Below are 12,543 nucleotides of genomic sequence, written 5' to 3'. Positions count from 1 at the left end.
TTACTCGGCCGCCTTCTGCATCGCCATGATGTCGGAAAGGAAGCCCGCGAACTCGTCGCGCAGGTCCGGACGGGCAAGGCCGAAGGCCACCGTCGCCTGCAGGAAGCCCGCCTTCGAGCCGCAGTCATAGCGCTGGCCGCGGAAGCGGAAGCCATAGACCGGGTTGCCCTTGGTCAGTTCCTCGGCGATCGCGTCGGTCAGCTGGATCTCGCCGCCGGCGCCTTCCTTCTTCTGGTTGAGGTTGTTCATCACCTCGGGCGTCAGGATGTAGCGGCCGATGACGGCGAGGTTCGAGGGCGCCTCTTCCGCCTTCGGCTTCTCGACCATGTGGCGCACCTTGACCATCTGGCCGTTCTCGCTCTCGATGTCGAGGATGCCATAGGACGAGGTCTTCTCGGTCGGGACTTCCATCGCCGCGACGACGTTGCCGCCGGTTTCGGCATGGGCTTCCATCATCTGCTGCAGACAGGGCTTGTCGGCGGCGATGACGTCATCGGTCAGGATCACCGCGAAGGGCTCGTCGGCGACGAGCTTGCGCGCGCACCACACCGCATGGCCAAGGCCGAGCGGGCGGTTCTGACGAACGTAGGCGATGGCGCCGGAATCCATGTTGGTGGCCTGGAGCGCTTCGAGAAGCTCGGTCTTGCCCTTCTTGCGCAGCGACGCTTCGAGTTCGGGGGCGTCGTCGAAATAGTCTTCCAGGGCGGACTTGCCGCGCGAGGTCACGAAGATGAATTCCTTGATGCCGGCCGCACGGGCCTCGTCAATCGCGTATTGAATGAGCGGCCGGTCGACCAGGGTCAGGATCTCTTTCGGGATCGACTTGGTGGCCGGGAGGAAGCGGGTCCCGAGGCCGGCGACGGGGAAAATCGCTTTCGTGACCTTGCGTTTCATTATGCACCTTTTTGATTTGAGCCTGTCGGCTCGCGTAGACACGGCGGCATTCTCGTCCAGAACCGCGGGGTTCTCAAGCGCGCTGCCGAGCGGAAAAATGAGTTGTGAGAAAAAGCCGCGGATTTCGGCTCATTGTTGCTTGGGCGGATATTTCCGGCCGCGGGGGGCGGCGCGGGCAGGGGCCCGGAACGGGGGGCTGCCGCGGCGAATCGGGGGCACGCCGCGGCAGCCGGGGTCACTTCACCAGCAGAACGCCGGGCGCATAGGCGATGAAGAACGGGTTGGCGAAGCCTTCCTTGCCATAGACGAAGGGGGCGTGATCCTCGAAGCGGACCATGGTGCCGCCCGCGCCGCGCAGCACGGCATCGCCCGCCGCGGTGTCCCATTCCATGGTGCGGCCAAGGCGCGGGTAAAGATCCGCCTCGCCGGTGGCGACCAGGCAGAACTTCAGCGAGGAGCCGGCCGAGGTCATGTCCTTGACCGCATAGCGCGCGATGTAATCGTCCGTCGCCTGGTCGCGGTGCGACTTCGAGGCGACGACCATCAGCCCGCGGTTGTCCGGCACCGAGGCGGTGATCGGGCGCTGTTCGCCGGGCGCGTCCTTGGCGAAGTCGGGGCCGACCTCCTCGACCGAGCGGCCATCGGCGAGGGTGTAGAAAAGCCGCCCCTTCGCCGGGGCATAGACCACGCCGCGCAGCGGCACGCCGTTCTCGACATAGGCGATGTTGACGGTGAAATCGCCGCGGCGCTGGACGAATTCCTTCGTGCCGTCGAGCGGGTCGACGATCAGGAAGGTGCTGACGTGCTGGCCGTGCGAGGCGGCCTGTTCCTCGGTGACGAGGGCCATCTGCGGGAAGGCCTCGGCCAGCCCCTCCGAGATCAGCGCATCCGCTGCCTCATCGGCCTCGGTCACCGGCGAGTTGTCGGATTTCGATTTCACCTCGAAATCAGGCGAGTTGTAGATCTCCATGATCCTGTCGCCCGCCTCGAGGGCCAGCCTGCGCATGATCGTCACGAGACGCTCGAAATCCATTTTCAACTCCATTCCGGCCACATCCAGGCCCAATTGCCATGATCTGACGGGGAACTTAAGATGACTGTCAAGGGATCGGCAAGGTTCCCGGGCCACAATCGTCGCGAGGCAGCAGGGCGGGACCATGTTCAGGGCAGAGCGCAGCAAAAGTACCCTCGGGTCGACCTTCAGTCTTCTGGAGCTGATCTATCACGCCACGGTGCGGCATATCCGCCGTTCGCAGGGCAACGCCATCCTCGGCCTTCTGCGTAACATGGTGCAGACCGTGCTGCTCGTGGTGAGCTTTTACGTGATGTACTCGCTGCTCGGGATGCGCGGCAGCGCGATCCGCGGCAACTTCCTGCTCTACATCATGAGCGGGATTTTTCTCTACCTGACCCATACCAAGGCCATGGGGGCGGTCTTCGGGGCCGAAAGCTCGACCTCGGCGATGATGAAACATGCGCCGATGACCACGGCCGTCTCGATCACCGCGGCGGCTCTGAGCGCGCTTTACCTGCAGGTGCTGTCGATGGTGGTGGTGCTCTACATCTACCACGCCGCCTGGGGACCGATCGAGATCTACGACTGGGTGGGGGCGATGGGGATGGTGTTGCTGTCGTGGTTCACCGGGGTGGCGCTCGGCCTCGTCTTCCTCGCGGCCAAGCCCTGGGCGCCGGGCTTCGTCAGCATTCTCCAGGCGGTCTATTCGCGTGCGAACATGATCGCCTCGGGCAAGATGTTCGTGGCGAACAACCTGACCCACAAGATGCTGGCGCTGTTCAGCTGGAACCCGCTGTTCCACACCATCGACCAAGCGCGGGGATACACCTTCATCAACTACAACCCGCATTTCTCGAACTGGCACTATTCGCTGGTCTTCGGGCTGGCGCTGCTGATGATCGGGCTGATGGGCGAATTCTACACCCGGCAATATGCTTCCGCCAGCTGGGCGGCGCGGCGCTGATCAGCGCCGCCGGATCGTGTCGCCGAGCTGCAGCACGGGTTCAAGCTCGATCACCTCGCCGCCGATCATGCCGCTGTGCGGGCGCCCGGCGATGATCTCGGCCGCCTTGCGGCCGATCTCGCGCCGGCAGGCGTCCATCGTGGCGAGCCGCCGTGGCAGCCCCTCGAGCAGGTCGACGCCGTTGAACCCCGCAAGGCCCAGCCGTTCGGGCACGTCATAGCCATTCTCGAGACACCACAGGAGTCCACCCGCGCCGATCATGTCGTTTGAGTAATAGAGGAAATCGAGCTCCGGGCTGCGCGCGAGGATCGCCTGGGTCATCTCGCGCCCCTTCAGCAGCGCCGAGCCGCCCGAGTAGAACTCGGTGTCGTTGACCGTCAGCCCGGCGGCGGCGAGGCCCTCGCTGAAGCCCTCGAAGCGTTTGCGGGCGCGGTGGTCCTCGGGCATCTTGGTGCCGAGGAAGCCGATCTTGCGATAGCCCGCGGCGATGATCGCCTCGGCCATGTGCCGCCCGGCGCGCCGGTGCGAGATGCCGACGACCGAGTCGACCCCCTCGCCGTCGACATCCATGATCTCGACCACCGGCACGCCGGCGTTCTCGAGCATGGCGCGCGCCGCCTCGGTGTGTTCGAGCCCGGCGATGATGACCCCCGAGGGGCGCCACGACAGCATCTCGTAGAGCACCGCCTCTTCCTTGTCGGGGCGATAGTTGGTGACGCCGACGACCGGCTGCAGCCCGGTGTCCTCGAGCTCGGCCGAGATCCCCGAGAGCACTTCGGGAAAGACGAGGTTCGACAGCGACGGGATGATCACGCCGACCAGGTTCACCCGCTGCGAGGCGAGGGCGCCGGCGATCTTGTTCGGCACATAGCCAAGCGTGCGCGCCGCCTCGAGCACCTTCTCGCGCGTCGCCTCGGACACGTCGCCGCGGTTGCGCAGCACGCGGCTGACCGTCATCTCGGAGACCCCCGAGGCCTCGGAAACGTCACGCAGGGTAAGGGGACGACGCGGGTCAACCGGAGAGCGAGCCAATCGAAAACCTTTCGTGAATGTCCTTCATGCTTAGCGCCAAATATTTCCCTTGCGCAAGCGTCTGGCAAGCGCTATGTTAGCGATAACGGCGACGGGCGAGACTCCGAAAAACCCGAAACCGAACAGCTGCCGCGTGTAGACTCCGATCGCAGCAGGGAAATTGAGGGGGGGAGCGGTGGGCCAATACGCTCCCCCTTTTCATGTCCGCAGTTTCCCGTATCCTCGTCCTCCGCATGCTTGCGTTTCAGCGGTTTTCCCCGCAAAAAAGACGAGTGTGGCCCCGTGGCTCAACTGGATAGAGCAGCCCCCTCCTAAGGGGCAGGTTGGTGGTTCGAATCCACTCGGGGTCACCAATAAAATCAAATACTTATGAGTTTTTCAGGGTTTTCCCTCTAGTGCGCTGGACCAACACGGGTCCAGAGGGCTCCAGTGAACCTGCCGCGGCGCGCAGATGCTGCGGGCTGAACTGCGCATAGGTCGAGCGGGTCACACTCGGGTTCGAGTGCCCGAGATACTGCGCCACCTCCTCGATCGGAACGCCCGCCTCGACCATGAATCGGCCTGCGGTTCGGCGCAGATCATGTGGCGTGCAATGCTCAATGCCGGCGCGGCGACAACCGAGGCCGGGATCAGCAGTGACCAGCGCGCTAGAGACGTCCGGCCGGCAGATGGCCCGGATCAACGCCGAAACGCCATCATGGCCGCCGCAGCGGAGGGGCGCGAAATCGTGCCCGCCCGCCTTGAGTCGGTGCGGGCGCCGGGAACAGCCAAAAGCGAAACGGCAGGGATTTCCCCCTGCCGCTCCACCTCCCGGTGAGTGATCCGACGAACACTGATCGGCTCGACGTGGAGCCATATCGCACTCAGCCGCCTCACCGGGAATGCCCTTCACCGTCGTGGCGGTGAAAGCCTACTCCTGGATCCCATGCGGCAGTGCACGCCGACGGTCCGGAGATCTCTCGGTGACGAGGCTCTGGAAGAACTCATGCCAGCCGAGGCTGGGGTGCTCTTCCCGATGAGGCGCCTTATGCACCCCGTGGGTCTTGCCCGAAGGCTTTTTTTCGGCAGCCATGGTTGGGCCCTCCGTAACATCCCGAAGAGAAGCTCCGGGAATCTCTGTGTGCTGGATGCGCGCGGCTCAGCTGCGCGACTTGGCCTTGCCGGACGGTGCAGCGGGGGGCATGCCGCCCGCGTCACGTGCGATGCGTGCAGCGCGCAGGCTTGCGGTCAGATCCGCGCGCGATTCCGCTTCGGTCTCGCGGATCAGCTTGACCGCGGCATCGGTGCGCTCCTGCGCCGAGGTCGGCGCCTGAGCAATTTCGCGGAAAAAACCGCTGGTCTTATCCTTGCGGGGCATGACGCCTCCTTGATCGTGTGATCCGGCCGGTGGGGCCGGATCCAGGATCGTTCCGATCAGGCGACCTTCAGATCGCGAGCGGATTCACGGCCGTCGCGGCCGGTCTCGACTTCGTAGGTGACGGCCTGGCCATCATTGAGCTGCGCGATGCCTGCGCGCTCGAGCGCCGAGATGTGGACAAAGATGTCCCGTCCGCCGTTCTTCGGTTCGATGAAGCCGAAACCCTTGGTGCTGTTGAACCATTTCACGGTGCCATTGGCCATCGTGAGATCTCCTTAAATAAATACCGCCCGCAAGACGCGGCAGCCCGGCTCAGTCAATTCTAAAAGGCAGACTGAAGCCGACAAAGGAGACAGGTGCAGTTGGGAACAACGTAGCTCAATTTGCATATGAGATTTTACTGCATTTTGCAAAGGAAAAGACGCCCCCGCCGATATTATGTGCCAATGGCGGAACGGCCCCCGCCCGCGTCACCCTGTTCCTGCGCGCGTCAGCCGATCTGATCCGTCCAGACCTCGAAGCCGGTCAGGATATTCGTTCCGAAGGAATGGATCATCGGTACATCCGCCGCATCGCGCCCGCGGGCGATCAGCACACGGCCGATCCGCGGGGTGTTGTTGCGCGGATCGAACACCCACCAGCGACCGTCAAGCCAGACCTCCATCCAGGCGGCGAAATCGCCCGGCGCATAGGGCGGCGGCATGCCGATGTCGCCCAGATAGCCGGTGCAGTAGCGCGCCGGGATGTTCATGCAGCGGCAGAAGGTGATCGCCAGATGCGCGTAATCGCGGCATACGCCCTGCGCCTCGGCATAGGCCTGCGCCGCGCTGCGGGTCGCCCGCGCGGCGAGGTAGTCGAACCGGATGTGCCCATGCACGAAATCGCAGATCGCCTGCACCCGGGCGCGACCGGGGGGCGTGCGCTCGAACAGTCGCCAGGCGGTGTCGGAGAGCACGTCCGTCTCGCAATAGCGGCTGCCCAGCAGGAAGGCGAGCGTCTCGTCGGGCAGGGTTTCGACCGCGCTCTGGCCGCCGTCGGGCGGGCGGGCGTCCGGCAGGCCGCTGTCGCCGATCACCCCCTCGGTGCCGATGCAGAACTCCCCCTGCGGCGCGACGAGCCGCGTGCACCAGTTGCCGAACCCGTCGCGATAGGCGCTCAGCGGCACAGGCGGCCAGGTTTTCACATGGTCGGGGTATTCGAGATCGCCCACGCGCGAGAAATGCACGTTCAGCAGTGCAATCATCGGCGTCGGCTGCGGCAGGCGCAGGTTGAACCGGCAGCCGAGCTTGATCCGGAGGTTATCTGGCGACATCGTGCACCTCGCGGATCGTGGAAAGGGACGGGCGGTGGTCCCGGTTGATGCCCGCCCGCCTCATTGCTTCTTGCGATCGAAGCGGGACCAGGCCCGGCGCAGCTCGGCACCTTCGGGCGCATAGGAGGGGTCGAAGATCGACTTGCGCGGCTCCGCGCGCGGCGATTCCGGCGTCTTCGAGGCCACGGTCGGGGAAGGCACAGCCGCTTCGGGCTTGCGGTCTTCTGTTTCGGGGGATTTCATCTTGAGGCATCCTTTTCTGGCAACACGTCCACTCTGGGTCTGATGACGCGTCGCACGGGCGGAGGGCGCCGTCGCGATCAGGCCTTCGGCCTGCAGGTCCGGGCGATCGGATCGACCGGGAGAATCGCCCGGTGCCGAGACCGGCGCTGTGGCGTTCGCGCAGGCCGACAGGACGCCGCCTCGGGATCGCCCCTGCAGGTCCTCATGATATGGGCAATGCGCACGAGATTGCGAGCCCCCGCGCCGAAGAACCGCCAGAAACCGGCGGCCGAGCGGACCGAGACCCATCCCGCACTGCGCAGATCGCCGAAATCTGAAAGATAATCTCCTTTTAGGGCAAATGGTTGCGGGGCGGCAGCCGGAAGGGTGCTTTATTTTCTCGCAATTCGAGGGGCGAGCCCCTATCTAGGTCCTGCATCTCTTCTCCTCGGCCCCTGTTCCTTTCGGCTCAGCGACGATCTTGAGCTTTGCCTGGCCTCTGCATCCTGCGGGTGGCATATCGGAAAGGAACACACGATGGCCCAGCAGGGCAGCGTGAAGCGGGTCGAGCAGACCGAGCCACGCGACCGAACCGCAACGGCGGTCGGTGGAATGGAGCGGGGCATGCATGTCCCGGCACGTGGGCAAGGTCATCTTGCCATGCCGAACCCTGGTCGGATGGTGGCGTGCGCCGCTGTCGACCACACAGTCGGGCTCTGTGTCCTGCGCAATGCGCTTGCCTGAGCCGACGCCGAAGAAATCCACCTGGCGTACCGGTGATCGACCGCAAGCGCCTCTCGTGAGCGGGCCCCCGGCGTTGCCGCGGCCCTCACGCTTTCCATGAAAGACCAAGACTTTGATAGAAATCTACTGGGGTGAACCCATGTCGCTCGTCATCTCGCCGGAAGGCGATGTGCAGAGGTTCAGCACGATCGAACAGGCGCAATACTGGCTGCGCAAGAAATGGCCCGTCGCGGATGAGGCCCGGCACAATGCCCTTGGCCGGCTCGAGGCCGCCATGGACTGTCTGGGCTCCGTCGGCGAGGCGCGCACCGCTTTCCTGCGGGCTGCCAGGACCGCGGGCTTCGTTCCGCAAGGCCGCGCGGAACAGCTCTGCGCCGCCTGATGGCGGCCAGGACCCCCTGACTGCAGACTCCCCCGACGTTGTGCGAGGCCAAGGATGCTGATCGTCCGATCGAGACTTTTCGACGTGCTTTTCGGGCTCTGGACCCTGCTCCAGAGCCCCTTCATCCCGGTGCTCGCCCTGCTGCGGCGCCCGGGTCTGACCCGCGCCGCGATCCGGTTCTGGACGGGCGGCGTTGTCGGCTTGTCGCACCGCATCCTCGGGCTGCGTCTGCGTGAGGAGGGGCTCGAGAACAAGCATCTCGGAAGTCCCTGCATCTATGTCTGCAACCACCAGTCCACCTGGGAAACCCTTGCGTTCAACCAGCTGGTGCCCGATGTCTGCATCGTCGCCAAGCAGGAGCTGCGCAAGATTCCGGTCTTCGGCTGGTTCCTGAGCCATGCGCCGATGATCCTGATCGACCGCAAAGGTGGCGGCCGGGCAATGGCTGCGATGATCTCCGAGGCGCGGCAGGAAGTGGCGCTCGGTCGCTCGATCCTGATCTTCCCCGAGGGCACGCGCATTGGCGTGCATGAGCAGCGCAAATTTCAGCCCGGGCTGATCGCGCTCTATCGCAAGCTCAACCTGCCGATGGTTCCGGTGGTGCACAATGCCGGGTGCTTCTGGGGCAAGGGTGCCAAAAGCGGCGGCACGATCATCGTTTCCTATTTTCCGCCGATTCCGCCTGGCCTGCCCGCTGCCGAAGTGATGGAACGGGTCGAGCAGCTTTTGAACACCGAGAAGAGTCGCCTCGTCCCGGCGGAGATCTGACCCGGGCCGCCTTCCTGATAGAGGGCCGCGGGACGCGGCGGCGGTTTCGGTATCACCCCGAAAGCCGCCGGATCATGGCCTCTGGCGATCCGGGAAAGTGCGCCTGCTTGACGGGCGCCACAGTGTCCCGGTCGATGATCCGTTCCCGAGCCGGCGCCGCCAAGACCGAAACGCCCGGGCGGGCGGCAAGATCGGGACCGGGCCTCAGCGCAGGACAGATGGCCGGGCGGCGGGGGCGAGCGCGTCGAGAAGCGCATCGCGCCGGCCCTCCATCGCCTCGGCCAGCAGCAGTCCCGTCGTCGGGCCAAGGGTGAAGCCCTGATGGCCATGTCCGAAGTCGAGCCACAGCCCCTTGTGGCGCGGCGCCTCGCCCAGCAGCGGCAACATGTCGGGCAGGCAGGGGCGGTGGCCGAACCACTGCGGTTCCTCGACGCGCGGGCCAAGCTCGATCAGGTCGGCGACGGCGGCCGCGCCGCGGCGCAGCTGCACCGGGTCGGCGGGGGCCTTGCGGTCGACGAGTGCGGCGCCCGTGGCCAGCCGCAGCCCGAAGCGGGTGGGGGTCATCACCACCCCGTTTGCGTCGTCGATCAGCGGCCGGTTCAGCGCTGCGGGGCTGTCGAAATGGCCGTGATAGCCACGTTTCCACAGCATCGCGACGCGATAGCCGAAGCGGGCAAGCAGGTCCGGCGCCCAGGGGCCGAGCGCCACCACCACCCGTTCGGCATCGATCCGGCCGGCCTTGGTTGCGACCGACCAGCCGGCGCCCGACTGCGCAAGGCTGAGGGCGTCGCCGGTCAGGAAGCGCCCGCCGCGGCGCACGAGAAGCGCGGCATAGGCGGCGGTCAGGCCGCCCGGATCGGCACAGGTCCAGCAGTCGTGCCAGAAGAGCGCGCCGGGCACGGCGGTCTTGAGCGCGGGTTCGGCGCGGGCCAGGGCGGGGCCGTCGAGCACCTCCGAGGCGGTCCCATAGTCGCGCTGCAGCCGCTCGGCCCCGCGCGCGGCGCGCTCAAGGGCGCGGGGGTCGCGGTAGACCTGACCATAGCCGGTGCGGCGGATCAGGGCGTCCTGACCCGAGGCCGCGATCAGCGGCTGATGATCCGCAGTCGCCCGCTGGGTGAGCCTGGCATAGATCGCCGAGATCTGCCGGTGCCGCGCCGGGGCGGAGTTGCGGAAATAGGACCACAGCCCCGGCGCCATCTTCGGCAGCGCGCCGGGGGCATAGACGATGTCGTTCGTCCGCCCGGCGGCATAGGCGACCAGCGTGCGCAGGTCGCGCGGGATCGGGTAGGGCTCGACCGCCTCGGCCTGGATGAAACCGGCGTTGCCGAAGCTCGTCTCCTCGCCGGGGCCGCGCCGGTCGACCAGCGTCACGTCGTGGCCATGCGCCTGCAGGGCAAGGGCCGCCCCCGCGCCGACCATTCCGGCGCCCAGAACGATGATCTGCGCCATCGCGGTTCTCCTGTAGGGGGCCGCGCCGGCACGTGTGCCGTCGGCCGACGGCGTGCCGGGGCGGACGGGGCCGCTAGAGCAGCAGGTCGCGCAGCGCCAGGCCGCCCGAGATCTGCAGCGCGAAATCGGCCGTTCCGTCACCGTCGACATCGCCCAGAAGCAGGACATGCCCGTCGGCAGAGGCAACGCGCAGCTGCCCCGCGGTGCTGAATGTCTCCGATCCGATGTACTGGAACGCCTGGTCGCCCGCGCGGGTGAGGTCGGCGTCAAGCGCGCTCAGGTCGATGCGGTCGACGCGGGTGATGAAATCGCCGATCACGTCCATCGCCTCGGGCGTGCTGTCCGAAAGATCGGTGAAGACGAAGCGGTCGGCGCCGGCGCCGCCCCACAGCGTGTCGGCCCCCGCACCGCCATCGAGGCGGTCGCGCCCGTCGCCGCCGTTGAGCAGGTCGTTCCCGTCGCCACCGGCCAGCGAATCGTTGCCGCCATCGCCCGCCAGCGTGTCGGCGCCGTCACCGCCCACGAGGGCGTCATTGCCCCGCGCGCCGGTCAGGCTGTCGTTGCCAAGGCCGCCGTCCAGCCGGTCGTTGCTGCGCCCGCCGTCCAGCAGGTCGTTGCCGTCGCCGCCCTCGAGCGTGTCCGATCCGGCGTCGCCGAACAGCCGGTCATCGCCATCGCCGCCATAGATCCGGTCGCTTCCGTTCCCGCCCAGAAGCGTGTCGGCGCCTGCGTCGCCGTTCAGCCGGTCGTTGCCGGCGCCACCGTCGAGCCGGTCATCGCCGTCGCCGCCCGAAAGCGTGTCGCCGCCACCGCCACCCAGCAGGGTGTCATCCCCGCCCAGCCCGTCGACGAGATCATTGCCGCCGCGCGCGTCGATCAGGTCGGCACCGTCGGTGCCTGCGAGGATGTCGCCGCGCCCCGTCGCGGTGACCGAGGTGCCCACGACCACCACCGGCGCGGGGTCCTGCGTCGGCACGGTATAGCCGCCCGAGGCCGGGATCAGCGCCGCGGTGAGCGGATCACTCGCGAGATCGGTCACGAAGTCTGAAAAGAAGGTCGAAGCAAGGGTCATCGCGAAGGTCCGGGCTGCCGCTGGGAAGGAAAATCCCGGGCGAGAGTGCCTCTGCCCGGGATGATTTGCAATGTGTCGCGCGGGGTCAGATCGCGACGTCGACGCCGTCGGGGCCGATCACCCGGCTCGGCAGGCCGATCTTGCCCAAACGCTCGAGGAAGGGCCGCGCCGGCAGCTCCTCGACGTTCGCCATGCGGTGCACGTCCCAGGTGCCCTCGGCCACCATCAGCGCCGCCGCCACCGCGGGCACGCCCGCGGTGTAGGAGATGCCCTGCGAGCCGACCTCCTCATAGGCTTCCTTGTGATCGGCGACGTTATAGACGAAGACCTCGGTCTCCTTGCCGTCCTTCAGCCCCTTCACATAGTCGCCGATGCAGGTCTTGCCGGTGTAGTTCGGCGCCAGGCTGGCCGGATCGGGCAGCACCGCCTTCACCACCTTCAGCGGCACCACCTCGAGCCCCTCGGCGGTCTTCACCGGCTGTTCCGACAAGAGGCCGAGGTTCTTCAGCACGGTGAAGACGTTGATGTAGTGATCGCCGAAGCCCATCCAGAAGCGCACGTCGGCCTGCGGGTAATTGGCCGAGAGCGAATGCACCTCGTCATGGCCCGACAGATAGGCCTTCTGCTTGCCCACGACGGGCAGGTCCCATTCCTTGCCCACCTCGAACATGGCGTTTTCCTGCCACTTGCCACCCTGCCAGGAATAGACCGTGCCGGTGAACTCGCGGAAGTTGATCTCGGGGTCGAAGTTCGTCGCGAAATAGCGGCCGTGGCTGCCCGCGTTGATGTCGACGATGTCGATCGCGGTGACAGTGTCGAGATATTCGTCGGCGGCGAAGCGGGCATAGGCGTTCACCACGCCGGGGTCGAAGCCCGCGCCCAGGATCACCGTCACGCCCTTCTCGGCGCAAAGCTCGCGCTTCTTCCACTCGTAATTGCCATACCACGGCGGGATCTCGCAGATCTTCGCCGGGTCTTCGTGGATCGCGGTGTCGATATAGGCGGCGCCCGTTTCGATGCAGGCGTCCATCACCGTCATGTTGACGAAGGAGGAGCCGACGTTGATGACGATTTCCGCGCCGGTCTTGCGGATCAGCGCGGCGACCGCGGCGCTGTCCATCGCGTCGACGGCGTGTCCCTCGAACGTGCCCGGCACTTTCATCGCCTTCTTCTCGTGGACCGAGGCAATGATCGCGTCGCATTTCGCCTTGGTGCGCGAGGCGATGTGCAGGTCACCCAGGATGTCGTTCGACTGCGCGCATTTGTGGGCGACCACTTGCGCCACACCGCCGGCACCGATGATGAGCACGTTCTTTTTCACTTCAGCTGGCT

Annotated in this window: 14 protein-coding genes and 1 tRNA gene; 4 read left to right on the top strand and 11 right to left on the bottom strand. The window is 66.3% G+C overall.

Annotated elements, in window-relative coordinates; translation table 11 throughout:
- Positions 1–894: a UTP--glucose-1-phosphate uridylyltransferase GalU gene (galU, locus tag DYS74_RS02890; protein WP_183077434.1), complete on the bottom strand. Its 894-nt coding sequence runs from the start codon at positions 892–894 to the stop codon at positions 1–3.
- Positions 895–1,129: 235 nt separating this feature from the next.
- On the bottom strand, positions 1,130–1,927 hold the full coding sequence (cysQ, locus tag DYS74_RS02885) for a 3'(2'),5'-bisphosphate nucleotidase CysQ (protein WP_121530728.1): 798 nt from the start codon (positions 1,925–1,927) through the stop codon (positions 1,130–1,132).
- A gap of 124 nt (positions 1,928–2,051) precedes the next feature.
- On the opposite strand from cysQ, the gene DYS74_RS02880 reads away from it, so the two are divergent.
- Positions 2,052–2,873 (top strand): ABC transporter permease, encoded by an 822-nt coding sequence (locus DYS74_RS02880; RefSeq protein ID WP_121530726.1) that lies wholly within the window; start codon positions 2,052–2,054, stop codon positions 2,871–2,873.
- Here the strand turns inward: DYS74_RS02880 and DYS74_RS02875 are convergent, their stop codons facing one another.
- Positions 2,874–3,866, bottom strand: coding sequence for a LacI family DNA-binding transcriptional regulator (locus DYS74_RS02875; protein ID WP_394342933.1), 993 nt, complete (start codon positions 3,864–3,866; stop codon positions 2,874–2,876).
- A 315-nt stretch (positions 3,867–4,181) separates the two neighbouring features.
- Between DYS74_RS02875 and DYS74_RS02870 the strand changes: the two genes are divergently transcribed.
- Positions 4,182–4,258: transfer RNA gene (locus tag DYS74_RS02870), tRNA-Arg, on the top strand.
- Positions 4,259–4,272: 14 nt separating this feature from the next.
- Here the strand turns inward: DYS74_RS02870 and DYS74_RS19020 are convergent.
- The 5 genes from DYS74_RS19020 to DYS74_RS02845 all read right to left on the bottom strand — a co-directional run bounded on the left by DYS74_RS19020 (position 4,273) and on the right by DYS74_RS02845 (position 6,817).
- On the bottom strand, positions 4,273–4,761 hold the full coding sequence (locus tag DYS74_RS19020) for a tyrosine-type recombinase/integrase (RefSeq protein ID WP_121530722.1): 489 nt from the start codon (positions 4,759–4,761) through the stop codon (positions 4,273–4,275).
- A gap of 282 nt (positions 4,762–5,043) precedes the next feature.
- Positions 5,044–5,262: a hypothetical protein gene (locus tag DYS74_RS02860; RefSeq protein ID WP_121530720.1), complete on the bottom strand. Its 219-nt coding sequence runs from the start codon at positions 5,260–5,262 to the stop codon at positions 5,044–5,046.
- A 56-nt stretch (positions 5,263–5,318) separates the two neighbouring features.
- A complete protein-coding gene (locus tag DYS74_RS02855) occupies positions 5,319–5,525 on the bottom strand; it encodes a cold-shock protein (RefSeq protein ID WP_121530718.1) in 207 nt (68 codons plus the stop codon).
- Between the two features lie 227 nt (positions 5,526–5,752).
- Positions 5,753–6,574, bottom strand: coding sequence for a transglutaminase-like domain-containing protein (locus DYS74_RS02850; protein ID WP_245965175.1), 822 nt, complete (start codon positions 6,572–6,574; stop codon positions 5,753–5,755).
- A 60-nt stretch (positions 6,575–6,634) separates the two neighbouring features.
- Entirely contained in the window at positions 6,635–6,817 is a 183-nt protein-coding gene (locus tag DYS74_RS02845) for a hypothetical protein (RefSeq protein WP_121530716.1), read from the bottom strand.
- Between the two features lie 862 nt (positions 6,818–7,679).
- Here DYS74_RS02845 and DYS74_RS02835 point away from each other — a divergent pair.
- Together DYS74_RS02835 and DYS74_RS02830 are read left to right on the top strand one after the other, a co-directional pair.
- The gene (locus DYS74_RS02835) at positions 7,680–7,922 is read left to right on the top strand and encodes a DUF982 domain-containing protein (protein WP_121530712.1); all 243 of its coding nucleotides are present in this window, start codon (positions 7,680–7,682) and stop codon (positions 7,920–7,922) included.
- Positions 7,923–8,051: 129 nt separating this feature from the next.
- Positions 8,052–8,690, top strand: a complete 639-nt coding sequence (locus tag DYS74_RS02830; protein ID WP_220668813.1) for a lysophospholipid acyltransferase family protein — start codon at positions 8,052–8,054, stop codon at positions 8,688–8,690.
- A gap of 204 nt (positions 8,691–8,894) precedes the next feature.
- Here the strand turns inward: DYS74_RS02830 and DYS74_RS02825 are convergent, their stop codons facing one another.
- The 3 genes from DYS74_RS02825 to DYS74_RS02815 form a co-directional block, all read right to left on the bottom strand.
- Positions 8,895–10,139: an NAD(P)/FAD-dependent oxidoreductase gene (locus tag DYS74_RS02825; RefSeq protein WP_121530708.1), complete on the bottom strand. Its 1,245-nt coding sequence runs from the start codon at positions 10,137–10,139 to the stop codon at positions 8,895–8,897.
- A gap of 73 nt (positions 10,140–10,212) precedes the next feature.
- Positions 10,213–11,211: a calcium-binding protein gene (locus DYS74_RS02820; RefSeq protein ID WP_121530706.1), complete on the bottom strand. Its 999-nt coding sequence runs from the start codon at positions 11,209–11,211 to the stop codon at positions 10,213–10,215.
- Between the two features lie 85 nt (positions 11,212–11,296).
- On the bottom strand, positions 11,297–12,532 hold the full coding sequence (locus tag DYS74_RS02815) for a saccharopine dehydrogenase family protein (protein WP_121530704.1): 1,236 nt from the start codon (positions 12,530–12,532) through the stop codon (positions 11,297–11,299).
- Between the last annotated feature and the right edge of the window lie 11 nt (positions 12,533–12,543).

The sequence above is a fragment of the Paenirhodobacter hankyongi genome (assembly GCF_003664585.1).
GTDB lineage: Bacteria > Pseudomonadota > Alphaproteobacteria > Rhodobacterales > Rhodobacteraceae > Rhodobacter > Rhodobacter hankyongi.
The sequence above is the reverse complement of the archived record's forward strand: the minus strand, read 5'-3'. Positions and strand labels throughout refer to the sequence as shown.